We start from the raw sequence: 25,837 nt of genomic DNA, 5'->3' as shown, positions 1-25,837 counted from the left end.
TTCAGACCTAATCATCTTTAAACTGGTGTTTGATCGGATTGTTTCGCAATCCCGTTCTTCTGATATACGTCTCGGCCTTCACATCGATGGGCAGTTCCGGCAAATACTCTTTGTCCCATGTGTCCTTCATTTTCGCCCACTGCTCCGGATACTTTCTATATATCGTGTCACCAAAACCGATAAAATCTATTTTATTCTTCTTGATCTTTTTCACAGTATGGCTGATTTCCTTTTCCAGCTCTTTGTTGAGCGCTTTTTCAATAGCGGGCAGCACCTTGGGGTCAGACAATTGGAAAGGGTATTTGACAGCATCTATAATTCCTTCAACCGACACTTTCACATGGATGTATGGACGTCCGTTCCGCATCTCCGGTACCAGCTTTGTATCCTGATGGGTAACCTGCAAGCTGACCGCATCCTTCGTCTTGTCCCAGTCAGCATTAATAAACGTATGCTGGATCTTATTCATAAGCCAGACTGCCCCCACGCTTTCATGATCTTCAAGCCAATACTTTAAATACCCAGCCTTATCAAAAATCGCCAAACCATCTGCCTGAAGAATGGCTTTTGGGTCAGTCGCCTGTGTGTTTTCCATGCTGACTCCTTTTTTATCGTCACCAATCATCATATATCCCGGAATAACCGGTGCCCTAGTGTTGGCGGCAAGTGTTTTCAAAACGTCCTGAATATTGGTTTTGACCACCCGCCCGTATTGCGCCTCCGTGAAATCCAAGGTCTTATTGACTTTATTTGATGGAATTTTATCAATTGGCGTCAAGATTTTCACAATATTTTCTGCTTTTGTTTTATGAGCAACGACAAATGTTGCCGTTGTCCTGAATTCTGTGTCCCGGTCAAGATTATCTAAAACAAAATCCAAACCTTCTTCTTTTGCCAGCTTTTCACTGATCACGACTAGATTGGTATGGGCAAAATAAAGCCGACGTGATACCTTCATGGAGGCTTTCCTGAGTGCTTCCGTCATATTGTTACCTTCAATCGAATAGACAGATACAGGCGGCCTGTCTCCAGCACCGCCTCCTTGAAGGCCGCCGGCAACATTTCCTGGATTGATAATTTGAAGATGCAGCACGTAGTTGCCGTCGTTTGTCCGATCGATGCCAATCGCCGAGATAATCGCAAGATCCGTCAGCTCCCGCTTATCCCAGCAGCCGGGCAGCACAATGACGCTCAAAAGCATGAGAACGGCTAATAGACATTTACGTACCATTCTGATCCCCTTCTTCCAAATCTTTGTTCACCATTCCTCGTGATGCGGCCGGCTCTGGGCGTTGATCTTGCCCCTGCCGCACCTTATCTTCCTTACTGATCGATTCCGGCCTCTTTTCATCCGCCCACCACGGAACCCTGAAAAGCGCGTCCTTTACGCCTTGTGAAGAAAAGGGTGCAAGCGGCGACATATATGGAACGCCAAATGAACGAAGACTGCATAAGTGCACAAACATCATAATGATCCCTAAAATCAGCCCGTAAAAACCCATAACAGCTGAGGCAATAATAAAAATAAACCGAATTAGCCGGGCTGAAATCGCCATTGCAAACGCCGGTGTTGCGAAGCTCGCAATCGCGGTAAGTGCCACGATAATCACCATTGCCGGAGAGACGATACCAGCTTGTACGGCAGCCTGGCCAATTACGAGCGCGCCTACGATTGACACTGCCGAGCCGACAACCCGGGGCAGCCTGACCCCCGCTTCCCTCAGAATCTCAAATGCAACCTCCATCGTTAGCGCCTCCACAACTGCCGGAAACGGGACAATTTCCCGCTGGGCCGCAATAACCACTAACAGCTGAGTCGGTATCATTTCTTGGTGAAACGTCGTGGCTGCCACGTATACAGCCGGAGCCACAAGCGAAATGAAAAAGACTAAAACCCGCAGGACCCGTATGCTTGTCGCAATATCAAAACGCGAATAATAATCTTCAACAGACTGAAAAAATTGAACAAATAAAGCCGGGGCAATAAGCACAAACGGTGTTCCGTCCACAATAATCGCGAATCTTCCTTCTAACAGATTTCCCGCTACAACATCAGGGCGTTCTGTATGATACATAGTCGGAAACGTCGTAAAGGTTTCATCTTCAATCAGCTGCTCAATATATCCAGATTCCAAAATACTGTCAATATCTATTTTTTCCAGGCGCTGCTTCACTTCCTTCAGCACCTTTTCATCACATATTCCTTGAATGTAAATGAGAGCGATATCCGTATTTGTGACAGAACCTTTTTTCATTTTTTCAACCCATAAATTCGGATTTTTAATGTATCGCCGGATCATGGAAATATTGGTTTGCAGAGACTCTGTAAACCCTTGGCGCGGGCCGCGGAATGACACCTGGGTGCTCGGCTCTTGGATGGAACGCTGCTCCCCCCCTTGAGTGCTGCAAATCAGCGCTTCGGCATAGCCATCGGCAAAAACGAGCGAATTGCCGAGCATTAACTCTGAAAAAAGCTTGTCCCAGCTCTTTTCTGCTTTCACTCCGCCCAGCGGGAGCGTTTTTTCAAGAATTTCCTGAATCGCATGAGTATTCTGGATAGACTCATCCTGTACCAATGGGTCGATTAACGACTCATGGATCGTGTTATTATCGACCAGCCCAGCAATATAAATAACAGCTAGATGGACACGATCCTGCTCCCCGATTTTAATCTCGCGAATGATAACGTCAGAGCTGCTTCCGACTTCCTTTTTCGTTTCCGCTATATTCTTTGCCAAACTAGGAGAAATGAGAACCGGCCTTTCTTTTTCTTGCTGCTGTTCCTGATTCTTTTCTTCTGTATTCTGCTTGTCTTTTGAACCGGTATTGTTCTTTCGCTTAGAAAATAAAGGCATACACAAATACCTTTCCTTGTCGTTTTCTCATATTCTTCCTATTAGAATTGAGATTATGCATGAGGTTTAGATGCCGTATAACTTCTCCGCCAACGATAGACACTAAAAGCGGAGGATGATGAAGCATGAAGATATTGGGCGTGACAGGAGTCATATTAATTTGTTTATTAACTATTTCTGTATTGATGGACATGCTTCAAGGGTTCAGTTTAACAAAAGCCATTTATAACAATATGTCCAGCTTTAAGATGACAACATTTGCGGAATGGGTCGTGCTTTTATTTTTTGTGATAGTCCTTGTGAGAGAAATGTACGTGATCTATAAATCGAAAAAAAAGAGCCCCTAGAGGGGGCGCTTTTTTCAGGCAATAATATTTCCGTCTAGTGTATCACTGCTGTGTTTGTTGATGGTCCCTTTAAAAATGCGGTTGCCAATGATTTTGGAATTGGTTGAGGTGTTTGTTTGAATAGCTGTTGCAGTGCCTGCGGAGAGGTTATTGATGGTGTTTCCAGAAATGATAGATCCTGCAGATCCATTGACATAAATCACAATCGGATTCCCGGCTGTTCTGTTGACTGAAATGGTATTATCAAAAATTTCATGCACACCGGTGCTGATATAGATGGTGACCAAAAGCGGAGATCTCTCAAGGTGGTTGCCGACAATTGAGGTTTTTGCACTTGTGGAGCAGTAAATCGGGTAATTTTTAAACTCTTTAAATGTATTGTTTTTAATGATAGCGCCAGCATTATTTGTGACGGAAACAGAATATGATTCCGGGACTGCTTCAAACGTGTCAGGATTTAGTGTATTTCCTTCAATCACCGCATTCCCCTGAGCGATCCAAATGCCCCGGCTGAATTTTCTCAGGAGATTATCTTTAATGATCATGTCGCCTCCGGAGATGTTCACACCGTCAATGACTTGAATGAGACAGTTATTCAGAAAAGCGATGTCATCTGACAGCACTGCGCGAAGACCGATGCTGCGTCTTGTTTCAGACAGTCCGTTTTGAATGTGGTTTCCGTCTACCTTTACGTCGGAAGACTGATAAACCAATATCCCTGTGTTTTCAAAGTTGCTGATTTTGTTGTTGGTCACAAGAACGCTCTTTCCCCTGACATCAATTCCAGTTGAAAATCCGGTAATCAGATTGCCAGCGATTACCGCATCACTGGTCTCTTTCCCTTGTGACACACCGAGTCCGGTTATCCCGACTCTTGGCGCAGCCGCCGCGTCTCCAGAGCCTCTCAGAATATTTCCCTTGATCACTGTTTGCGTCCCATATCCGTAGCTGATTGTATTGTCTGAGTGATTTCCTTCTATTAAAACGCCATACCCGTTAAAATTGGTCACAGAACTTGAAACGTTTCCAATAAAGTAGTTATTTCGAATTGATACATTAATCGGTTCCTCATAATCAACATCACCTTCTCCATACCCTTCAATGTCAATTCCGTATTTCGGTGCTGTCCCATTCCCCGTTCCTGCATCTTCAATCACGCATTCCTCCACCGTGACCATGTCACATCCGGTAATGGAAATGTTATTTCTCCTCGACCGCCGAACCTCACAGTGGCGGATGATAATTTGCTCTGACGTTCGATAATCTTGATTGGTCTTTAATCCCCTCGGACTGACAATGATCCCATCACCGGTAAAATCAGAAATTTTGACATGATCAATGACAACATTCGAGCATCCTTCAATACATATGCCAAAGCCCCATTCATGGGTAGACCTGATCCCCGCCGAGGCATACGTATGCTCATCGCGTTCGCCGATAATTTGTCCCCCGGAAATGGTTATATTCTCTTGCTTGCCTACATAAAATGCGGAATAACCCCACGAACTATTCGGGATTACTTTCATGATACACTCTGGGTCCATCATAATCTCAAGGTTACCGGGAACAATGATCCCCGCGTTTCGAAACTTCTGATTAAAATCTCCGCCAAGCGTTCCATCTATTAAATATGTTCCCTTTGGAAACCAGACAGTATGATAGCCTTTCGAAACAGCTGTACTGAGGCACTGATTAATCAGTTTTGTCGAATCCGTTTGACCATCTCCAGGAACACCGAAATCCGCTGCATTTAATATGAATTCAGCCAATTGCGAGCCTCCTTCTCTATGATTACTATCATGTTACTCACAAAGGCCCGGTCTGCTTGTACATTTCTCTAAAATTTTATTAAAAAAATATAAAGGAATAGTTGTGTAAGAAAATCTCACGATAAAGGACTTAAAAATTAGGAGAAAATCACTATTTTTAGGTATTTATAATTTTTCCATTATGGAACTATTTGAAATGAGTATAAATTATATTGACACAAGTATTATATAAGAATATGATTTTTATAATACACTTTTTTTAGAAAGGGTTTGGCTGACATGGCTTCGATTGATAACGAAAGTATCATTAAAAGCGTCCCGCAAAAAGGGTTCTTTGGTCACCCGCGAGGACTATTTACACTATTTTTCACCGAATTTTGGGAGCGTTTCTCTTACTATGGAATGAGAGCAATCTTACTTTACTATTTGTATACAGAGACGGTAAACGGAGGGCTCGGCTTTGACAAGGGCACTGCGGTTGCCATTATGTCGATTTACGGATCACTCGTATACATGTCCACTATTATTGGCGGATGGCTTGCTGACCGGGTATTCGGTACCGCAAACACCGTGTTTTACGGCGGCATATTCATTATGTTCGGCCACATTGCACTCGCCTATCCGGGCAGCGCGATCGCATTTTATATCAGCATGGTGCTTATCATTGTCGGAACAGGCTTATTAAAACCAAACGTTTCAAGCGTGGTTGGGGATCTTTACACGAAAGAAGACCCGCGCCGCGACTCAGGTTTCAGTATTTTCTACATGGGGATTAACCTTGGTGGTTTACTTGCGCCGTTAATTGTCGGAACACTCGGACAGAAGTACAACTATCATCTCGGCTTCGGAACTGCCGCGGTCGGAATGCTTCTCGGACTCATCGTATTTGCTTTGACAAGAAAGAAAAACCTCGGGCTTGCAGGTTCCAATGTGCCGAATCCGCTGTCTAAAAAATCTGCGATTGGCACCGGAATCGGTGTTATCATTGTGGCGATCGCAGTGATTATCTCTGTACAAACAGGCGTGCTGACGATCAATCGTTTCATCGACCTTGTTAGTATTCTCGGTATTTTGATTCCTGTCATTTATTTCATCATCATGTTTACAAGCAAAAAAGCGGACAAAACAGAAAAATCCCGTCTTGCCGCTTACGTTCCTTTGTTTATCGGTGCTGTCATGTTCTGGGCCATTCAGGAACAGGGAGCGACCATTCTTGCGGTATATGCCGATGAACGCATAAGACTTTCATTGGGCGGATTCGAACTTCAATCATCCTGGTTCCAATCATTAAATCCATTGTTTGTCGTCATTTTTGCGCCAATATTCGCATGGCTCTGGATGAAGCTCGGCAAACGCCAGCCGTCCACACCAGTTAAATTCTCAATCGGAATTATTCTTGCCGGATTGTCATTTATCATAATGGTATTCCCGGCTATGCAAGGAAAAGAAGCACTCGTAAGCCCGCTTTGGCTCGTTCTCAGCTTCCTGCTTGTCGTGCTTGGAGAGCTGTGCCTGTCTCCAGTCGGTTTATCCGTGACAACGAAACTGGCGCCAGCTGCCTTCTCTGCACAGACAATGAGTATGTGGTTTCTGACGAACGCAGCAGCCCAAGCGATCAATGCCCAAGTAGCCGGGTTGTTTGATAAAATTCCTGAAACAACATACTTCGGCACCATCGGTTTGATTTCTATCGTTCTTGGCGGCATTCTCCTGCTGCTCTCGCCGGTGATCAAACGCGCGATGAAAGGGGTCTTATAATCAGCAACAGCCCGCGGATTTTGATCTGCGGGCTGTTTTTTTATTGATCCAGCCATTTGCTGAAGCTTTGATCAAAGGCTTGCGGTTCTTCCAGCATCGGCTGATGGCCGCTCTTTTCAAAAATAACCTTCTCCACATGGGGATATAAATCTTCAACACCATCCCATAGCGTAACAGGCGCAACCAAATAATCATATCTTCCTAAGCCGATGTACACCGGCACTTGCACCTCAGCTAACCGCTGAATGAGATTCAGCCGGGCAAATGTATTCCCCCATAATTCATCCATGATCGGCATATTCGTAAATACGCCATCCCATAAAGCAGCTGCATGGAACAGCTCTTGATAAAAGCTTTTCGCTTCAGCGCGAATACACATGTGCACGAAGCGTCTTTCAGGATCTTTTTCAATGTCCTGCGGCAAATTCGCGATATCTTTTTCAAAGCGTTTCTTTCTCTCAAGACTGGCTGTTTCCATGAAAAATGATTCGCTTTTTCGCTGTCTATCTTCACTGTTATCAGGCGCAGTATTGAAGAGCGCCACTTTCCGGACATGTTCAGGATATGTCCTGGCATATTCTAAAGCCATAAAAGCATGCCCGGAATGTCCCAGGATAATAACATCCTCAAGCTGAAGAAATGTTCTCATCCTTTCAATATCAGCCAAGACGGCATCAAACCTCGAATCCTCCTTACGAAGCTCCCGCTTAGGCTTAGCAAATCCCCTATGATCGACAAAGACCCATTGATATTTCTGTTTGATATCTGAGGAAAAAAGGCGCGGGTAGTAAACCGCACTCCCGATCACAAGGATGGGTGCGCCCTCGCCCTCAATTCGATAAGCTAAATCAAAGCCGTCCGAGTGACAGATCCCCGCACGTTCCATTTCTCACGCCCCCTTTGTTTTCATTATATAAAAAAAGCCTGACGCATGGCGTCAGGCTATCGATATTACCTTTTTAAATCTTCCAGGGTCTTTTCCCATCTGCCCAGCACCTCTTCAGGGCTGTGAAGCTCGATACGGACACCAGAAGTCAAATCAGCGTATTTCGCAACGTCCTCCTTCACTGAAACGATGCGGCAGGAAAAACGGTCTCTTTCATATTCGGCATCTTTCAAAGGTGGCAAAGGCGTGCATTCAAGCTTTACATAATAGGCCGCTCCCTTCCACCATGCCGTGAACTGTGCTTTTCCTGTGCGAAGGATGTTGGCCGACGTCATTGTGTTTTTCCACAGAGCGATTCGGATATCAGTTCGGCTCAGCGCGATGATTTCACCCGCACTGATCATAGCGGCATGCGGCCAGCCATCCTCTGATACTGTTTGCAGAACGAAGGCCTCATGCTGCTTCTCATTCAGGCAGCTCCCGTCAAGCAGCTCAAAGAGACGGTCTGACATACAGTTCACGCTGGTCAAGCCTTTCGTTCCGGCACCGCCGGAACTTCAATGGCTGTTTCTGTTTCCTTTGGATCAATTTTAAACGCTGGATTGTATTTTTCGGGATTCGTAATGCTTTCCGGTTCACAGGATCTCCATGTAAAAAAGCATGTTTGGCACTGATAAACTTCCCATGCGCCTTCTACAGGCGATTTGCTCATGACTTCTCCCTTTTTTGAGTCGCATCGAGGACATGTATGCATTTCGAACATCCTTTCCTTATTTATTCATTAAGTCCATTAGTTTTTGTTCCCATTCTTTCGTTGTTAGCGGAGAATCAAGCGGCTGTGAATAGTGGCCTCTTGTTTCCGGCGCAACCGGTGTAGTCGCGTCAAGAATCATTTTGTGAGTGATTCCTGACGGATTAGATCCCGGATCAAGCGGCAGAACAGATAAGTCCGGAATGATGACCGCATCGTGTTTCGGATGCATTTTGGTCGAAAGCGCCCACATGACCTGCGGCAGGTTGAATGGATCGACATCCTCATCAACGACAATGACCATTTTGCAGTAGCCAAGTCCGTGCGGTGTGGTCAATGCGCGCATGCCGACCGCTTTCGCAAATCCGCCGTAACGGGTTTTTGTGGATACAATCGCGATTAAACCGTGTGTGTACATGGCGTTTACTGCCACAATTTCGTTTGGATACGCTTCTTTTAACTGCTGATAAAGCGGCACGCATGTGTTAATGCCGATCATGTAATCGCATTCTGTCCAAGGCATGCCTAAGTATAAATGTTCAAAGATCGGATTGTTTCTGTGATAGACGCGTTTAATTTTGATAATCGGCATGCTGCGTCCGCCGGAATAATGGCCTGTGAATTCACCGAACGGCCCTTCATATTCGCGCTCTCCGGCAATAATCTCACCTTCAAGCACCACTTCAGCGCCCCACGGAACATCAAGATCAGACAGCTTTGATTTGACGATGCGATATGGTTCGCCTTGAATCGCGCCTGCCATCTCGTATTCTGATTGATCATAGAGAAGCGGAGTCGATGCCGCCGTTGTAATAACCGGCTCACAGCCGAGCGCAATAGTGACCGGAAGATTGATGCCGCGTTCTTCAGCTTGACGCAGATGGATGGCAATATCGTGCTGCGGGACAGGCTGAATGCCGAGGCGGTCTTTTCCTTTAACCTGCATTCTGTAAATGCCGACATTTTGTTTGCCGAAGTTGTCAGGGTCTTCAAGATCACGGGAAATGACACATGCTTTGTCTAAATAATAGCCTCCATCACCCTGGTTAATTCTGAAAAGAGGCAGTATATCAAACAAATTGATATCTTCTGTGATTTCATTTTCATGAAATGGCGCTGTTTCCTCACGTTTGACCGGCATCGGAAACTGGTCATAACGCTTTGCGAATTCAAAAAACTGTTCTTTTACCGGTGTGTCTTTCGGCATGCCCAGCATCATTGCATGGTTCGGCCAAGAGCCGATGACATTCATCGCAATTCGCGCGTTATGATAGCCATAAATGTTGTCAAATAAGAGCGCGGGGCTTTTATCGCCAAGATTGCTGGCTGCGCGTGCGGCGGCCCCTAAATCCGGTTCCGGCTTTACCTCTTCATTCACTGTAAGCAGCTGTCCTTCTTTTTCGAGGGCTGCGAGAAATTCTCTGAAATCTTGATAAGCCATGATCAAGCTCCTCCTTTATGTTTTTCAATCCCATTCCAGCGCTTCGCTTCAGGAAGGCGAATGCCGAATTGGTCCAACGTTCTAAATACAATATGGTCAACCATTTCCTCTAAGCTGCTCGGCTGATTATAAAATGCCGGCATCGGAGGAAGAATGATTGTACCCATTTTCGTAAGCGCTAGCATATTTTCGAGATGAATTTGGTTCAAAGGCGTCTCTCTCGTTAAGAGGACGAGTTTTTTTCTCTCCTTGAGCATGACATCCGCCGCACGTGTCAGCAGATTATCCGCCATTCCGGTGCGAATGCTTGCGAGAGATTTCATGCTGCACGGCGCGACGATCATTCCATCGGTATCAAACGACCCGCTTGAAATGGCCGCCGCCTGGTCCTTATGTGAGTAAGTGTATGTGGCCAGCTGTTCTACTTCTTGTAAGGAATAGCCTGTTTCGTGTTTGATCGTGACGTTCGCCCAAGGAGACACAACGAGATGGGTTTCCACTCCGGCGGCCTTCAGCCACTGCAGCAGCCTGACCCCGAAAATCGCCCCTGTTGCCCCTGTCATTCCGACAACGAGTTTCACTTTGCCCCCTCCTTTACGCTTGAATTCTGCTTTCATTTCAATCATACTCCTGATATATCCATATGAAAAATATCTATAAAATCTATATTTAATACCTAAAAGGTATAATAGGGAGGCGCTTTCTTTTGGACATTCGCCAGCTTCGATACTTCATTACCATTGCCCAAGAACAGAAAATCACGTCCGCAGCCAAAAAGCTTCACATGGCGCAGCCGCCTTTAAGCAGGCAGCTCAAACAGCTGGAGGACGAGCTTGGTGTTGTTCTGTTTGATCGGAACAAGAAAAAACAAATGACTCTTACATATGAAGGAACTGTTTTTCTGAAAAGAGCAAAAGAGATTTTGCATAGGTTTGAAGATGCTGTCATTGAGGTACAGGAGCTGAAGGAGGAGGTAGCCGGCACGCTTGCCGTGGGTTCCACAATTTATTGCGCGGCTCTGATGCTTGAAAAAGTAACACAGATCAAAGAGAGATACCCCCATCTCACCTTTAATATTTGGGAAAATGAGCCTGCGACACTGTTGGAGCTGCTGGAAAGCCGGCAAATCGATGCGGCGGTCACGACAACACTGATCAAAAGTGACAGAGTACAATTCAAGCAGCTTGATGACATTCCATGTGTGCTCGTGCTTTCAGATGAAGCCGGATATCCGTGCGGAGACACCATTAAGATGGAGGACATTCCTTCGTTTCCGCTGATTCTGCTGCGGCCTGTCAACGGAAAAGGCGTTTATAATCAGGTCATGAATGAATTTCATCGTTTGAACCTGAAGCCGAGCATTGTTTGTGAATGCCATGACTCTGCAACTTTGCTCAGCCTTGTGTCATCAGGATTTGGCGCGTCTATTCTGCCTGTCACAATGATTCCCGTTCATATGAGAAATCACGTTCACACCGTCCATATCGAAAATAATCCCTTCATTATGACGCCGGCTGTCATGTGGAGAACGGACAGTTATTTGCCTAAACCGGCACAGCAATTTTTGGATTTATTTTAAAAGATTTTGTCTTATGAAAACCAAATACTTGACTCATACTAAAAAAAAGTTATCCTTTAGATTTGTAAGCTAATTTTTTATTTCAATAAAATCAACCAGAAAAGTGGGGAATAAGATGAAAAAAGCATTATTGGCTTTATTCATGGTCGTAAGCATTGCAGCTCTTGCAGCTTGCGGAGCAGGAAATGACAATCAGTCAAAAGATAATGCCAAAGATGGCGATCTTTGGGCTTCAATCAAGAAAAAAGGTGTGCTCACAGTCGGAACGGAAGGAACATATGAGCCGTTCACTTACCACGACAAAGACACTGACAAGCTGACTGGTTATGATGTCGAAGTCATCACAGAAGTCGCAAAACGCCTTGGGCTGAAAGTCGATTTTAAAGAAACACAATGGGACAGCATGTTTGCCGGCCTGAATTCCAAACGGTTTGACGTTGTTGCCAACCAAGTCGGAAAAAAAGATCGTGAAAATCAATATGATTTCTCAGATAAATACACAACATCAAGAGCCGTTGTCGTGACGAAAAAAGACAACAACGATATTAAGTCTGAAGCAGATGTAAAAGGAAAAACGTCAGCTCAATCACTGACAAGCAACTACAACAAATTAGCTACAAATGCCGGCGCTAAAGTAGAAGGCGTTGAGGGCATGGCGCAGGCCCTTCAAATGATCCAGCAAGGCCGCGTCGATATGACATACAACGATAAGCTTGCCGTATTGAACTACTTAAAAACATCCGGCAATAAAAACGTGAAAATCGCGTTTGAAACAGGTGATCCTCAGTCAACCTATTTCACGTTCCGTAAAGGAAGCGGAGAGGTTGTTGATCAAGTCAACAAAGCATTAAAAGAAATGAAAGAGGACGGGACTCTTTCTAAAATTTCTAAAAAATGGTTCGGCGAAGATGTTTCTAAATAATCTACCGGCATTGACGCTTGGCACGGCGATCCCGTGGGATCTGGTGCAGCAGTCATTCTGGCCGATACTTTCAGGGGGAATCTACTATACGATTCCCCTTACGATTCTTTCCTTTATATTTGGAATGATCCTGGCGCTGATTACGGCGCTTGCCAGAATGTCGAAAGTGAGACCTTTGAGATGGGTGTTCAGCGTATACGTATCCGCAATACGCGGCACTCCTCTTCTCGTTCAATTGTTCATCATTTTCTATCTGTTCCCGGCCTTTAACGTCACATTAGATCCATTCCCAAGCGCAGTTATCGCCTTTTCATTAAACGTCGGCGCCTATGCATCTGAAATCATCCGGGCATCTATTTTATCCGTGCCGAAAGGGCAATGGGAAGCCGGCTACACAATCGGCATGACACATCAAAAAACGCTGTTCCGCGTCATACTGCCGCAGGCGTTTCGTGTGTCGATCCCGCCATTATCCAATACCTTTATCAGCCTGATTAAAGATACATCCCTCGCCTCTCAAATTCTGGTCGCTGAGCTGTTCAGAAAAGCCCAGGAAATCGGCGCGCGGAATCTTGATCAAATTTTAGTGATCTATATTGAAGCAGCCTTTATTTATTGGATTATCTGCTTCCTGCTTTCACTCGTCCAGCATGTCATCGAACGGCGTCTTGACCGCTACGTGGCCAAATAAGGAGGTTCCGAGTATGCTTACCATTAAAGGATTAAACAAATCATTCGGTGAAAATGAAATTTTAAAAAAGATAGATATGAAGATTGAAAAAGGAAAAGTCATCGCCATACTTGGGCCTTCAGGTTCAGGGAAAACGACGCTGCTCCGCTGCCTGAACGCACTGGAGATCCCGAATCGCGGAGAGCTTGCATTTGATGATTTCTCCATCGATTTCTCCAAAAAGGTGAAACAGGCGGATATTCTAAAGCTTCGCCGAAAATCCGGAATGGTATTTCAGGCGTATCACCTGTTCCCGCACCGCACAGCCCTCGAAAACGTAATGGAGGGCCCTGTGCAGGTGCAAAAACGGAACAAAGAGGAAGTCAGAAAAGAAGCGATCCAGCTTCTTGATAAAGTCGGATTGAAGGACAAAATGGATTTATATCCGTTCCAGCTTTCCGGCGGCCAGCAACAGCGCGTCGGCATCGCACGCGCACTGGCGATTCAGCCTGAGCTCATGCTGTTTGACGAACCGACCTCAGCGCTTGATCCGGAGCTCGTCGGAGAGGTGCTGAAGGTTATCAAGGACTTGGCCAATGAAGGCTGGACCATGGTCGTGGTGACCCACGAAATCAAGTTCGCGCAGGAGGTTGCCGATGAAGTCATCTTCATCGACGGCGGTGTTATCGTGGAGCAGGGACCGCCGGAGCAAATTTTCTCCGCCCCAAAAGAAGAACGGACACAGCGGTTCTTGAACCGGATTTTGAACCCGCTGTAATAAGAAAAACAGGGCGCCTGCGGCAGCCCTGTTTTTTTGTTGAGCCCCTTCCGCCTATTCCGCCCTTCTGTCAGATGTGCTACAATGACAATCGACTGATTTTTACGAAAGAAGGGACCTCACGTGAAGCAAGAACTTGTTCTGCGCTGGACATTTTATTTTGCCGGTTTGATCATTTTGGCTTTTGGTGTATCCCTGACGATAGAAGGAAAAGCACTCGGCATTAGTCCGTGGGATGCATTTCATTACAGCCTGTTTCAGCACTTCGGGCTTACCGTCGGCCAGTGGTCCATCATTATTGGAGCGCTCATCGTCGGATTCACGTCATTGTTTACGAGGGCTTGGCCGAAAATTGGGGCCATCCTGAATATGGTGCTCATTGGTGTATTTATAGATTTTTTCAATTTCATTCTGCCTGCCCCCTCGACCTACACAGGTTCGGTCATCGTCTTCTCTCTCGGCGTGGTACTGATCGGTTACGGCGTCGGTGTTTATGTATCAGCAGGCCTTGGCGCGGGACCGCGTGATTCACTGATGATGCTGATTACAGAAAAAACCGGCTGGAATGTGCAATGGGTGCGGAATGGCATGGAAATAACAATTTTGTTTGCGGCATGGGGCATGGGCGGCCCGATCGGTTTTGGCACCATTTTGACCGCCATCTTCACCGGACTTATTTTGCGCTTTTCATTGCCCCAGTCAATCCAGCTGCTGAATTATGCCGTGGCAAGGCGGACAGCCGCTGTAAAAGCATCTCCGCCTGTACACTAAAACAAAGCCGTCTTGGCTTTGTTTTTTATTTTCTCCTCTATATGAGTCTTGTTGATGTATGATAGGATGGTTTTGACAATCTTTTGCAGACGGAGGACCTAGAATGAAGATTTACGGAATTTATATGGACCGCCCGCTTTCACAGGAAGAAACTGAACGGTTCATGTCTTTCATATCGCCTGAAAAACGGGAGAAATGCCGGAGATTTTATCATAAAGAAGATGCACACCGCACCCTGCTGGGAGACGTGCTCGTTCGCTCAGTCGTCAGCAGGCAGCACCAGTTGGACAAAGCCGCTATCCGCTTCAGCACGCAGGAATACGGAAAGCCATGCATCCCTGATTTGCCTGACACTCATTTCAACATTTCCCACTCCGGCCACTGGGTCGTTTGCGCGTTTGATTCTCAGCCGATCGGCATAGATATTGAAAAAACGAAACCAATCAGCCTTGAGATCGCAAAGCGCTTCTTTTCAAAAACAGAGTACAGCGATCTTTTAGCCAAAAACAAGGACGAGCAGACAGACTATTTTTATCATCTATGGTCAATGAAAGAAAGCTTTATCAAACAGGAAGGCAAAGGCTTATCGCTTCCGCTTGATTCCTTTTCAGTGCGCCTGCATCAGGACGGAGAAGTATCCATTGAGCTTCCGGACAGCCATTCCTCCTGCTATATTAAAACGTATGATGTCGATCCCGGCTACAAAATGGCTGTATGCGCCGCGCACCCTGATTTCCCTGAGGATATCACAATGGTCCCGTACGAAGCGCTTTTATAAATGGCTCATCAACAGCTTGACACCGCGATCAATATCTTCCGTTTTCACATTGGATATATTGATTTTTAATAGATTTTCTTTTTGATAACCTGATAAATAATGACGGTCTATCGCCTCAAGGTGAACCCCTTGTTTTTTCAGCCTTTGAATCACTCTTGAGGCGGGCAGATCCCAATGAAGCACCAGGTGGGTGTGCATGCAGGGTGCCTGCCCGCTGGAGAACCTAAAGCGTCCGCTTCCCAGCTGCCTGTGAGTTCGAATGGCTTGATGAAGCCTCAGTGATCGCTCCTTATAGGAATCTTTGATTTTCTCCTTATGCCTGCCGTACATACCGCTTTTCAGGTAAATCTCCAATGCTGCTTGAGAAATCATCGAACAGTCGATGTCGTTCAGCTTTTTGTACGCATAGAACGTGTCAGTCAGTGCTTCGGGCAAAACAGCCGCCCCCACGCGAAGGCCGGGAAACATCATTTTCGAGAAGCTTTTCAAATAGATGACATGTGAGGACAGATCATATGCGTACAGCGGATCTGCCTTTTTATTTTCCTCCAGATCACCGAGGTAATCATCCTCAACGAGATAGACATCATACGCTTCTGACAGTCTCACAAGCTCCTGTTTATCACGCTCTGACAAAGAGCAGCCAAGCGGGTTATGGAAGCGGGGCATCGTATAAAAAAATTTAATCGATTCTGTTTGAAATAACCGCTCAACCTCAGCTATATCAAGCCCCTCTTCCGTTCGTTTCACCCCGATGGCGGGAATCCCAAGCGTCTCAAGCTGTTCGACCATCAAATGGTAGCCCGGCTGTTCAATGGCGATCTTCTCTTTCCCATTTGGAAACGGCATGGCACAAAGCAAGGATAACGCCTGCTGGACACCTGATGTAATGAAAATATGCCGTTCATCCGCAAATACCTGCTGATTGGCCAGGAGCTTTCGGAGTACGCGGATGAGTGATGGAAGCCCCTTTGGCGTCCCATAAATAAACAAATCGTTTTTGTATGTATCAATCGCTTTGTTGATGCAGTGCTGAAAATCAAGATACGGAAACACATCGGGATCCGGCGCAGATGTGGCAAAGTCGATGGGGCCAGGCTGCCCGCTTTTTGATTTCTCCGTCTTTTTCACAATATAATAGCCGCTTTTCGGAACGGAATAGATAAGGTGGCGCTTTTCCAGCTCCTGCAACGCGCGGATTACTGTGCTTTTGCTGACTTGGCAGCGGGCGGACAGCTGACGGATAGATGGAAGCCTGTCTCCTTCTTGATAGGCGGTGCTTTGCATCATCTCCTCTATCCTCGTTAATAGACTCATATATTTCTCCATGCGTTCTCCCCCCCCTGTTTTGTACCGGTACAGTTCATTGTTTTTCTCATTGTACCGTTCTGACCGCGGCCATACAATAAAGGGAGCGACCGGCGCTGCAATTCATGTAAAGGAGCACCTCCCATTATGGTTAAACATCAGCAAGCCTCCGCTTATATAGCGGCTGTTTTATATTCGTTCATTATCGGTTTATCCTTTCTATTCATAAAAATCGCGCTGCAAACAGCAGAGCCGTTTGATATTTTGGCACACCGGTTCACCATTGCGTTTGCTGCGGCCACTGTACCTGTCTTATTCGGCTGGGTAAAGCTTTCAATCCGCGTAAAGGACGTCATTGCCATTTTGCCGCTCGCCCTGCTGTATCCCGCGCTATTTTTCAGCTTTCAGGCATTCGGCCTTGTGTACTCGTCCTCATCTGAAGCGGGAATTATTCAGGCAGCCATTCCGATTTTCACGATGGTGTTTGCCGCTTATGTTTTAAGGGAACGCCCGACGTGGGCGCAAAAGGGGTTCACAGTTTTATCTGTTGCCGGCGTCATGTTTATTTTTGTGATGAAAGGCGTTGACGTGGAATCAGCCAGCTTAAAAGGGTCTTTGCTGATTCTATTATCCGCCTTGTCTTCAGCGATGTACAATATCGCCGCCAGAAAAATGACGCAGCGGTTCAAGCTGACCGAGCTTACCTACATCATGTCTGCCATCGGCTTTGTCGTCTTCAACGCCATCGCCCTTGTGCGCCACGGCTCGGCTGGTACTGTCAGCACTTATTTCCAGCCATTCCGGGAACCCGGCTTTGTTCTCGCCATTGTATATTTGGGCGTGCTGTCTTCACTCGTCACTTCATTCTTGTCTAACTATACGCTGTCACGGATTGAGGCGTTTAAAATGAGCGCTTTTAATCATGTGTCCACCATTGTGACAATGATTGCAGGAGTCGTGATTCTAAACGAAAGCCTTGCCTGGTATCATCTTGCCGGAGCGGTTTTTATTATTATTGGTGTGCTGGGGAGCAATACCAATCTGCAGAAAAAAACAAAGCACCCTGGTATGCCTGCAAAAAAATGAGAAATTATGCTAGACTGAAAGGAAAAACGTGGTTAGAGGTGTAGGTTTACCGTATGATTCAATATGCTAGTGAAAGTATCAATCTTCCAGGAGAAATCACTTTTAAGGATGTAAGAGAAATCTTTTTTTATCAAATCGGAAAAATGTCATGCTTTTACTTTCTGTTGTTTTGCGCCATATTTGCTTCAGTTAACTTCATTAACGGATGGCCCCGTATCGTTTATGGCAGTGACGCGCTTAACTTGTTTATGAACAGTATGTTGATTATCGTGATGTCAGTTCTGTTTACACTGCTGCTCCTCCTTCTTCTATATATGAAGTTTTCCAGAGCATACAAGAAGAACGAACGGATAAAATCCAAAAGAACATATACCCTCAATCACGAAGGAATCCGTATAAGTTCTAAAAAATATAACCTCATTTTTAATTGGAATGAAATCACAGCTGTTTTCGAATATAGGAATATCTTTCGGATCAATACATCCAGCAGCCAATATATTGCGATACCAAAACATTTTTTCCACTCCGAAGAGGAGATGAACAGATTCAAGGGGATTATCCTTAAAAATACCGAAACAAAAAAACTCAAATTTAAAAAGGATCGGCATTGACAGTGCCGGTCCTTTTATATTGATTGATGGGTTTCTTTTGCCTTTTGTTTATTGAAAAACGGCACAAGCTCTATTACAGCCGATACACCCACAAACACGATACACACAGCAACAATCAGCAGATAATCATGAGTCATGTCAAAAAACAAACCGCCCGCATACACACTGAGAGCCCCGGCAACCTGATGGATAAAGAAATTGATGCCTAACAGCGAGCCGATCAATCCTGTTTGATAGCTTTCTGAAATTGACGCCGCGGTCAGCGGGATCACGCCTGTGTAACTGAGTCCAAATAACAGGATAAAGCTAAAGTACCAAAGTTCGCTGTGATGAATTCCGAGAATGGGGATGAGCAGGCAAATCAGGCTGAGCAGCCGAATGAAAAATAAGATGGATAGCATGACGCTTCTGCTGCCGAGGAGATCTGACAGCCAGCCCGCCAATAATCCGCCAATGATAATAAACGCCCCGAACGCGGCCATCATTCCGTTGACTTGAGAGACATGCGCATCCTTCAGTATCGGGACGAGGTGAGCATCAATGATTCCCATCGTAAATCCGCAAGTAAACACCCCGAAGTACAGGATATGAATGAGGCGGGACTGCTTCATCACGTTCCAAAATCCCCGCCAGTCATAAGATTTTTTCACTGACTGCGCTTGTGCATGTGGCGGGTGCTTCATCCCGAAGGCGAGAAGCGGCAGCAGAACAGCCGCCATGACGATTCCCAAAATGGTATAGGTGTTCTGCCAGCCGGCATGGTACGGTGCCGCGGCCCAAATGGGCGAGAGAAGCAGCAAGCCCGCAGAGTTGGCATTAGTCAAAATAGCAAGCGCCAGACCTTTGTGCGTATCAAACCAGCGGCTGATGAAATACTGGGTCGTCACGCCGACAGCACAGGAATAGCCGATTCCGCCAAGCACACCGTAAATAGCGGAAAACACATGAACATTTGGTGAATACGGAAGCACCAAAAAGCTTGCGCTGATGCAAACAGCTCCCAGCGCCATAATTTTTCTGACACTGAACCGGTCAATAAAAAAACCGACAAAAAACTGGACGATGCCGGTTGTGATCATAAAAATGCTGACAGAAACCGAGATCAGCGACCTGTCGGCATGGAAAGCATCCGCCATTGGAAGCATAAAAAATTGAAACGAGTTTCTGAATGAGTTCATTCCGATGGCGAAAACAAACGTAAACAGCAATACAAACCATTTCATCCTGGGAGACGTGCGCATGTTTTGACCTGCCTTTATTTGAGTATTTCGACTATTATACCATGCAAAAATTGGCATTCAACACTAAAAAAGCGGAACAGCTCTGAGCCGTCCGCTTTTGATCACGATTGAATGATCGGATGCTGATTCAAGATCGCAAAAATCCGTTCTGCGACTTCTTCCGTTTGTGACAGCAGGAACATGTGACCGCCGTCAAATTGATGGAATGTGATGTCTTTTGCCCACTTCTTCCACCCTTCCGCATCTCGAATGCATTTTTTATCATCAAGCCCGTTAAAGACATGAACAGGCGATTGGATCGGAGCCAGATCGTGAAGCACAAATTGTTCCAGAGCCCGGTAGTCCGATCGGAAGGAAGGCAGGAAAAAGGACATGACCTCCTTATTTTCAACAAGCTCTGCGGGCATTCCGCCTAATTTGATAATATGATCAAGGAATTGATCATCAGGCAGATGGGACACTTTCTTCCGCTGAATATGCGGCGGCTGTATCGCAGAAATGATAACCGCCTGCGGAAAGATGCCTTCACGCTCAAGCTTTTGCGCCAGCCTGAAGGTGATCATGCCGCCCATACTGTGTCCGAACAGCACAAACGGCCGATCAGGGCCAAGGTTCAGTTCTTGCTTGTACAAATCCGTCAGCTCTTCGAGATCCTCAATGGCTGACGTTTGATTCGTGCCGTGTCCCGGCGGCTCAGCGGCAAGCATCTCACACTCCCCCTGCAAAAAAGCATGGAGAGGGCGAAACGACGCTGAGTAGCCGCCGGCAAACGGAAAACAGATGAGCTGCGTTTTTTCCGACGCATCAAACGATTTGAAGAGTTGGCTCATTGGCTGTCTCCTCCTTTCATCACTTCATTTAAGAAACCGTTACGGTTTGTGTATTAAGGAATTCGAGCAAAATTCCGGCATTCCTATCTAGCGTTTCGCCCTGCAGCATTTCTGCGTGTGTTCCGAAGCCTCTTTTCACACGATAAGCACCTGTTGTTGCCTCTTCCCATGATGCAAGCCATTCCGGCATGTCAAAATCAGTGCCTGAAGTCAGCAGATCAATCTCTGCTTTCACCTTGCCTGTGCTGATCAGGCTGACGTAGTATGAGTAAAAGGCGTGTGTTTTTTGCTTAAGTCCTTGTTTGACGGCTTCGCTGTTGAGCGCTTCATTGTCCCGGTTGACATTCATCAACGCTTCGACATCACTTTCAACCGTGCGTCCGTCCAGATCACTGACACCTTGTTTTTTATAGGAATCCACCATGATGATCCGCTGAACAATACGGCCTTGTTCCTCAAGCTTTTTGGCAGCTTCAAACGCCAGGCTGCATCCTGCTGAATATCCAAACAAAGTCAAATCCCCTTCCGGCTGAAGCTTCTGGATCAAATCCGCATAGCGGTCAAGGCGATTTTCTTCCTCAATGAAGTCAAAGGCGCACAGCTTGTATGACGGCAAGCGGGTGGCCAGATTTTGGTACACGAGGCCATACCCCAAGACTGGAGGAAATGCGAAAATAATTTGCTCCTGATCGGGATTCATTATCGTTACATCCTGCAATCCATCTGAGCCCCCGTTTTTCAAAAACGCTGAAATACCGGCTATTGTTGGCGCTTCAAACAAAACCTTTACCGGAAGATCAATTCCGAGCTCCTTCTTGATGCGAGAGGCGGCAGTCATTGCCTTCAAGGAATGTCCTCCGAGCACAAAGAAATCGTCATGAATGCCGACTTGTTTTCTGCCGAGAACCTCAGACCAGATTTGTACGATTGTTTCTTCCATCTCGTTGCGCGGTCTGATCCATTCTTCCGCCAGCTGATCCTGATCAGGTTTTGGCAGCAGCCGTTTATTGACTTTCCCGTTTGTCGTTAAAGGAAGCTCATCCAAGAAAGTAAAGGTTTGCGGCACCATGTAAGCAGGGAGCTGTTTTTTCAGGTGCGCCTTTATGTCTTCAGCTGAAAGCTGCGTCCGGTTCACCAGGTATGCGTTGATTGATGCATCGCCAGACTCAGGGCAGTCCACAACAACGACCGCATCTTTCACACCCGGGTATTCCTGCAGCTGCTTTTCAATTTCTTCAAGCTCAATCCGATGTCCCCGTATTTTGACCTGGTCGTCAATACGGCCGGCGTATTCAATCGTTCCATCCGGCAGCCAGCGTGCTAAATCCCCTGTGCGGTAAAGTGTTTCTCCCGGCTTAAACGGGTTCTTGATAAACTTTTGCTTCGTGAGGTCAGCACGATTTACATACCCTTTTGACACGCCCATTCCGCTGATGCACAGTTCACCGACCGCCCCGAATGGCTGGAGCTGGCTTTGCTCATTCAGAATATAAACACTGGCATTGCTGATCGGCTTTCCGATTGGCAATGAGGAGATGGAATCCGGTATATCATGCACGACGTGAGCAGTCGCAAACACTGTTCCCTCAGTCGGCCCGTAGCAGTTAATCAGCTTGCCCGGCCCCATGACCCGCAGCGCTTTCCTGACATGCGGCACAGACGCGCGCTCTCCGCCGAATAATACACAGCGAAGCCCCTTCATCCAATCCTCTCCCACATCTGTGAGAAGATTAAATAGTGCGGTTGTCGCAAACATGACATTGACATTCTCCTGCTTGATCAGATCAGTGAGCCGCTCTGTATCAAGCAGCGTATGCTCATCTGCGATAATGAGCCGTGCCGCATTCAGTATGGAAGCGTAGAAATCAAAGGTAAATGCATCGAAGGCGTAATTCGAAACAGATAAGAACGTATCTTTTTCAGAAAATGCCATGTAGTCTACATGCTTGACCAACCCTTGAATATTGGCATGAGTGGTCATATTGCCCTTCGGCTTTCCGGTTGTGCCGGACGTGTACATGATATATGCCGGATCATCGGGATCTATCGCGGTGGCAGAATCGCTTTCCTGTTCCTCAAACCGTGTTTGATCATCGATGACGAGCGTTGTACCTGTATACGGCAGCTGAGCCGCTTGTTCTTTCATCTCCTGATGTGTCAGCAGACAGGCTGCGGCACTGTCAGCCAGCATATACGAGATTCGGTCCTCTGGCAGCTTCGGATCAACCGGCAGATAAGCTGCTCCCGCCTTTAATACACCGAGAATGCCGATCACCAGTTCAAGTGAGCGCTTCGTGTACAGCGCTACAACGGAGCCTTTGCCCATACCATGTTTTTGCAAACGGTGCGCAAGGCGGTTCGCTTCCTGATCTAATTCGCGATAAGACAGGGTCTGGCCGGAATACGTTAGCGCCGGCGCATTCGGATTGATATTCACCGCTTCCTTAAACCAATCGGTCAGAGGCTTTGTCTCATGAGTTTGAGCCGGCGGGTTTAAGCCGGTAAGCAAAAATTCTCTCTCCCTGTCGTCAACGAGGTTGATCGTGCTGACAGGCTGATCCGGATTATGGACGAGCTGCTGAATTGCTGTGAGAAGCTGAGATTTCAAGCGCAGGATAAACGCCTCATCAAACACATTCTCATTATAAGCAAGCTTAATCAGCATCTCTTCACCTGGAGAAGCCATCAGGTTGAGATCATAATTCGACTTCTCAAACACATGAACATCCACCATATCAAAGCCGTTTTCACTGCTTTCTTCATTTTTCGCATCCTGCAGCGGATAGTTCTCAAAAACAATGATGTGGTCAATTAGTTTCGGCTGATCGGCCTGGCTTTGGATGTCATAAAGCGGCACATATTGATGCGGCTCGGACTGCAGCGATTGCTCCTGCAGCTGCTTGAGCAAGCCGGTAAAGGTGATATCCTTAGACAGCTTCACACGTCTCGGGACAACGTTGATAAACAGCCCGACCATATGTTCAACGCCTTTGATTTCCGCGGGACGCCCGGAAACGACTGTACCGAAAGTTAAATCACCAGACTGCTGATAGCGGCTGATCAATACGCTCCAGACTGCCTGCAGCGCCGTGCTTAAAGTGGTATGCTGCGATTTTGCAAGCTCGGTAAAGGCCTTTGTTTCCGCCTTCGGCAATGAAAAGAGCAGCTCTTTCGGCTCATAGCCGTCCTTTTGTTTCTTTCTTTGCTCCGCAAACGTCGTTTGTCCTTCAACATCCTCTAAGTACTCGCGCCAGTAACACAGTGATGCGTGTTTATCCTGCTTTTCAAGCCACTTGATATAATCTTTATACGGTTTGACTGGCGGCAGGCTGTACGGCTTTTGTTCGCGCAGAGCATTGTAGACTTTAAATAGATCCTGTACGACGATGCCGAAGCACCATCCGTCCAAAATAATGTGGTGGTAGCTCCACACCCATTCAAAGCTATCTTCAGCTTTTTTGAAAACAGCTGCCCGCATTGGGATATCCCGCGTCAAATCAAAGCCTCTGATCTTATCCTGTTCCTTGTATTCATTGATTTTGGCTGTTTGCTCGCTGTCCGTTACATGTGTCAGATCGATTTCTTCTATATGAAACTGCCGTTTTTTCAATACGACTTGGACAGGTCTTTTTACTTTTTCGTGAATGAACACGGTACGAAATACATCGTACCGGTCCATGATCACATTCATGCTTTCTTCAAGGCATTTGATATTCAAACTGCCTTTTACTTTCATCGTGATTTGTTCAAGGTAAAAGCTTTGGCCGGGATTCAGGATGGTATGAAACAGCATCCCCTCCTGCATCGGCGATAGGTAATACATATCTTGAACCTGATCCTTGCTAAATTGACTCATATGTTTCGCTCCCGCCTTCTGTAATTCCCATGCGTTTTATTTTAAATTCTCCTCAAGCATGTCAAAGATATCTCCCATCTCGTCCATTTCAAGGTCTTCGGCGCTAAAGTCGCTTGGCGTAAATTCCTTGTCTTCTTTTTCCGTGCAATGGCGGATCAGCATCAGAAGGTTTTCTTTAAACCGTTCCATTCGCTCTTCAATCGTGGCTCTTTCAAACTCCTTTTTATTGTAGGAGCAGGAAAGCACAAACCGGCCGTTTCTGATCATGCCGCTGAAGCTTAATGCGTACAGCGCCTCTGATTCTCCGCTTACTTGGCGCCCCATATCGAAAGCGGACGGTTCAAAGAAATCGGTTTTGACTTCACTGTCGAATTGGCCCAAATAGTTGAAGCTGATCTCCGGTGTGAAGCCCTTTGTTTCAGCTGTTTCTGTGAAATAACGAAGAATGCCGTAGCCAACACCTTTGTCCGGAATGCGGCGCAGGTTTTCTTTGACTGTTTTGATCACAGCTGAGGCATCTGCTTCAGACATGTCGAGCACAACAGGGTATTGTGCCGTAAACCAGCCGACCGTTCTGGAGATATTCACATTCGGAATGATATCCTCCCGGCCGTGCCCCTCAAGATTAATGCCGATTTTGCCACCGTCTGTCCATTCTTTCATTGTCAAACCGAGCGCGCTGAGAAGAATATCGTTGATTTCAGTTCCATATGGCTGATGAACATCTGTTAAAAGATGCTTAGTGTCTTCTTCCGTTAATTCACATAGGACGGATGATGTATCCTTGACGATCCGCTGCTCTGTTTCACAATCCTTCGGTAAAGGAGAAACCTGTTCAGCGGCAATTTGCGACCAGTATTCAGCCTGCTGTAAAAGATGCGCTGATTCGCTGAATGCCGCCAGTTCTTCCGCCCAGTCCTTGAAGGAGTTTGTTTTTTGCGGGAAGACAATGCTCTCTGCTCTTTCAGCCTGCATGTAGCCTGAAGCAAAATCTTCAAGCAAAATCCGCCATGACACACCGTCGACCACGAGATGGTGTACAGCGATGAGCAGGTGATCCCCAGCTTCCGTACGGTATTGCTCCGCCTTTAGAAGCGGCCCGTTTTGCAGATCGATACTGCTTTGCAGCCTGTTCGCCAGAATCTTAATCTGTTTTTTCAGCATCTCTTCATCAGAGCCGTACAGATCCACGATTTCGAAACTTACCTTGCTCTCACCGATCGGTTGATACGTCTGAATGATGTCCCCGTTTTCCTCACGGTAAACCATACGAAGCGCGTCATGATGCTGGATCAGCGCCTGCAATGTTTTCTCCACCCGTTCAGGATCAAAGCCTTTCTTGGCGTGAAGCATCACCGATTGGTTCCAGTGGTGCTTGTTCGTGAAGTTCTTTTCAAAGAACCAGCGCTGGATCGGCGTCAGGATGACTTCGCCCTCCACCGGACCTTGGTCTGCCTGTTTGCCTTCGGCACACTCTACGTAGTGGGTCAGCTCCTCGATCGTCGGGTGCTGGAAGAGATCTTTCATTTCCAGCTTCCAGCCGTGCTGGTTCAAGCGGCTCGCCATTTGAATTCCTTTGATGGAATCTCCGCCAAGCGAG

Annotated in this window: 23 protein-coding genes; 10 read left to right on the top strand and 13 right to left on the bottom strand. The window is 46.5% G+C overall.

Translation table 11 applies throughout. The annotated features are described in order from the left end of the window. Nucleotides 1-7: 7 nt before the first annotated feature. Together gerKC and gerKA are read right to left on the bottom strand one after the other, a co-directional pair. Entirely contained in the window at nucleotides 8-1,231 is a 1,224-nt protein-coding gene (gene gerKC, locus BLL41_RS14010; RefSeq protein WP_071578327.1) for a spore germination protein GerKC, read from the bottom strand. Next, on the bottom strand, nucleotides 1,221-2,855 hold the full coding sequence (gerKA, locus tag BLL41_RS14005; protein WP_071578326.1) for a spore germination protein GerKA: 1,635 nt from the start codon (nucleotides 2,853-2,855) through the stop codon (nucleotides 1,221-1,223). Before gerKA ends, gerKC begins: the two co-directional genes overlap by 11 nt. 125 nt (nucleotides 2,856-2,980) lie before the next feature. Between gerKA and BLL41_RS14000 the strand changes: the two genes are divergently transcribed. After that, nucleotides 2,981-3,202, top strand: a complete 222-nt coding sequence (locus BLL41_RS14000) for a YczF family membrane protein (protein WP_071578325.1) — start codon at nucleotides 2,981-2,983, stop codon at nucleotides 3,200-3,202. Between the two features lie 14 nt (nucleotides 3,203-3,216). Here BLL41_RS14000 and BLL41_RS13995 read toward each other — a convergent pair whose 3' ends face one another. Continuing rightward, complete coding sequence (locus BLL41_RS13995) at nucleotides 3,217-4,971, bottom strand: right-handed parallel beta-helix repeat-containing protein (protein WP_071578324.1); 1,755 nt, start codon at nucleotides 4,969-4,971, stop codon at nucleotides 3,217-3,219. Between the two features lie 279 nt (nucleotides 4,972-5,250). Here BLL41_RS13995 and BLL41_RS13990 point away from each other — a divergent pair, with 279 nt between their 5' ends. Beyond that, complete coding sequence (locus tag BLL41_RS13990) at nucleotides 5,251-6,729, top strand: peptide MFS transporter (protein WP_071578323.1); 1,479 nt, start codon at nucleotides 5,251-5,253, stop codon at nucleotides 6,727-6,729. Between the two features lie 40 nt (nucleotides 6,730-6,769). Here the strand turns inward: BLL41_RS13990 and BLL41_RS13985 are convergent, their stop codons facing one another. The 5 genes from BLL41_RS13985 to BLL41_RS13965 form a co-directional block, all read right to left on the bottom strand. Beyond that, the gene (locus tag BLL41_RS13985) at nucleotides 6,770-7,615 is read right to left on the bottom strand and encodes an alpha/beta fold hydrolase (RefSeq protein ID WP_071578322.1); all 846 of its coding nucleotides are present in this window, start codon (nucleotides 7,613-7,615) and stop codon (nucleotides 6,770-6,772) included. A gap of 65 nt (nucleotides 7,616-7,680) precedes the next feature. Beyond that, complete coding sequence (locus tag BLL41_RS13980; RefSeq protein WP_141770206.1) at nucleotides 7,681-8,145, bottom strand: pyridoxamine 5'-phosphate oxidase family protein; 465 nt, start codon at nucleotides 8,143-8,145, stop codon at nucleotides 7,681-7,683. Then, nucleotides 8,142-8,369: a phenolic acid decarboxylase subunit BsdD gene (gene bsdD / locus BLL41_RS13975; protein WP_010886405.1), complete on the bottom strand. Its 228-nt coding sequence runs from the start codon at nucleotides 8,367-8,369 to the stop codon at nucleotides 8,142-8,144. Before bsdD ends, BLL41_RS13980 begins: the two co-directional genes overlap by 4 nt. A gap of 16 nt (nucleotides 8,370-8,385) precedes the next feature. Further along, on the bottom strand, nucleotides 8,386-9,807 hold the full coding sequence (bsdC, locus tag BLL41_RS13970; RefSeq protein WP_040084185.1) for a phenolic acid decarboxylase BsdC: 1,422 nt from the start codon (nucleotides 9,805-9,807) through the stop codon (nucleotides 8,386-8,388). Nucleotides 9,808-9,809: 2 nt separating this feature from the next. Then, on the bottom strand, nucleotides 9,810-10,424 hold the full coding sequence (locus tag BLL41_RS13965) for a non-oxidative hydroxyarylic acid decarboxylases subunit B (RefSeq protein ID WP_071578320.1): 615 nt from the start codon (nucleotides 10,422-10,424) through the stop codon (nucleotides 9,810-9,812). 89 nt (nucleotides 10,425-10,513) lie between these two features. Between BLL41_RS13965 and bsdA the strand changes: the two genes are divergently transcribed. From bsdA to BLL41_RS13935, 6 genes are all read left to right on the top strand, one after another. Then, nucleotides 10,514-11,386, top strand: a complete 873-nt coding sequence (bsdA, locus tag BLL41_RS13960; RefSeq protein WP_069839841.1) for a transcriptional regulator BsdA — start codon at nucleotides 10,514-10,516, stop codon at nucleotides 11,384-11,386. A gap of 115 nt (nucleotides 11,387-11,501) precedes the next feature. Next, the gene (gene tcyA / locus BLL41_RS13955) at nucleotides 11,502-12,308 is read left to right on the top strand and encodes a cystine ABC transporter substrate-binding lipoprotein TcyA (RefSeq protein WP_071578319.1); all 807 of its coding nucleotides are present in this window, start codon (nucleotides 11,502-11,504) and stop codon (nucleotides 12,306-12,308) included. Next, a complete protein-coding gene (gene tcyB / locus BLL41_RS13950; protein ID WP_003234541.1) occupies nucleotides 12,295-12,999 on the top strand; it encodes a cystine ABC transporter permease TcyB in 705 nt (234 codons plus the stop codon). Before tcyA ends, tcyB begins: the two co-directional genes overlap by 14 nt. 13 nt (nucleotides 13,000-13,012) lie before the next feature. Then, on the top strand, nucleotides 13,013-13,756 hold the full coding sequence (gene tcyC, locus BLL41_RS13945) for a cystine ABC transporter ATP-binding protein TcyC (RefSeq protein WP_071578318.1): 744 nt from the start codon (nucleotides 13,013-13,015) through the stop codon (nucleotides 13,754-13,756). A gap of 123 nt (nucleotides 13,757-13,879) precedes the next feature. Next, complete coding sequence (locus tag BLL41_RS13940) at nucleotides 13,880-14,527, top strand: YczE/YyaS/YitT family protein (protein ID WP_071578317.1); 648 nt, start codon at nucleotides 13,880-13,882, stop codon at nucleotides 14,525-14,527. Between the two features lie 103 nt (nucleotides 14,528-14,630). After that, complete coding sequence (locus BLL41_RS13935) at nucleotides 14,631-15,305, top strand: 4'-phosphopantetheinyl transferase family protein (RefSeq protein ID WP_071578316.1); 675 nt, start codon at nucleotides 14,631-14,633, stop codon at nucleotides 15,303-15,305. Here the strand turns inward: BLL41_RS13935 and BLL41_RS13930 are convergent. Further along, entirely contained in the window at nucleotides 15,300-16,634 is a 1,335-nt protein-coding gene (locus tag BLL41_RS13930) for an aminotransferase-like domain-containing protein (protein WP_071578315.1), read from the bottom strand. The two genes, BLL41_RS13935 and BLL41_RS13930, sit on opposite strands and share 6 nt — an antisense overlap. 126 nt (nucleotides 16,635-16,760) lie before the next feature. Between BLL41_RS13930 and BLL41_RS13925 the strand changes: the two genes are divergently transcribed. After that, nucleotides 16,761-17,699 carry a DMT family transporter gene (locus tag BLL41_RS13925; protein WP_071578314.1) on the top strand — a complete coding sequence of 313 codons (939 nt, stop codon included), beginning with the start codon at nucleotides 16,761-16,763 and terminating at the stop codon, nucleotides 17,697-17,699. A 53-nt stretch (nucleotides 17,700-17,752) separates the two neighbouring features. After that, nucleotides 17,753-18,310 carry a YcxB family protein gene (locus tag BLL41_RS13920; protein WP_071578313.1) on the top strand — a complete coding sequence of 186 codons (558 nt, stop codon included), beginning with the start codon at nucleotides 17,753-17,755 and terminating at the stop codon, nucleotides 18,308-18,310. A 14-nt stretch (nucleotides 18,311-18,324) separates the two neighbouring features. Here BLL41_RS13920 and BLL41_RS13915 read toward each other — a convergent pair whose 3' ends face one another. The 4 genes from BLL41_RS13915 to BLL41_RS13900 all read right to left on the bottom strand — a co-directional run. Further along, nucleotides 18,325-19,551 carry an MFS transporter gene (locus tag BLL41_RS13915; protein WP_071578312.1) on the bottom strand — a complete coding sequence of 409 codons (1,227 nt, stop codon included), beginning with the start codon at nucleotides 19,549-19,551 and terminating at the stop codon, nucleotides 18,325-18,327. A gap of 101 nt (nucleotides 19,552-19,652) precedes the next feature. After that, nucleotides 19,653-20,381, bottom strand: a complete 729-nt coding sequence (gene srfAD, locus BLL41_RS13910) for a surfactin biosynthesis thioesterase SrfAD (protein WP_071578311.1) — start codon at nucleotides 20,379-20,381, stop codon at nucleotides 19,653-19,655. A 28-nt stretch (nucleotides 20,382-20,409) separates the two neighbouring features. Further along, a complete protein-coding gene (srfAC, locus tag BLL41_RS13905; protein WP_071578310.1) occupies nucleotides 20,410-24,237 on the bottom strand; it encodes a surfactin non-ribosomal peptide synthetase SrfAC in 3,828 nt (1,275 codons plus the stop codon). A gap of 36 nt (nucleotides 24,238-24,273) precedes the next feature. Further along, nucleotides 24,274-25,837 (bottom strand): condensation domain-containing protein (locus BLL41_RS13900; RefSeq protein ID WP_083428020.1); only part of this gene is annotated, 1,564 nt, incomplete at its 5' end.

This window comes from Bacillus sp. FMQ74 (assembly GCF_001875785.1).
Taxonomy (GTDB): Bacteria; Bacillota; Bacilli; order Bacillales; family Bacillaceae; genus Bacillus; species Bacillus stercoris.
The sequence above is the reverse complement of the archived record's forward strand: the minus strand, read 5'-3'. Positions and strand labels throughout refer to the sequence as shown.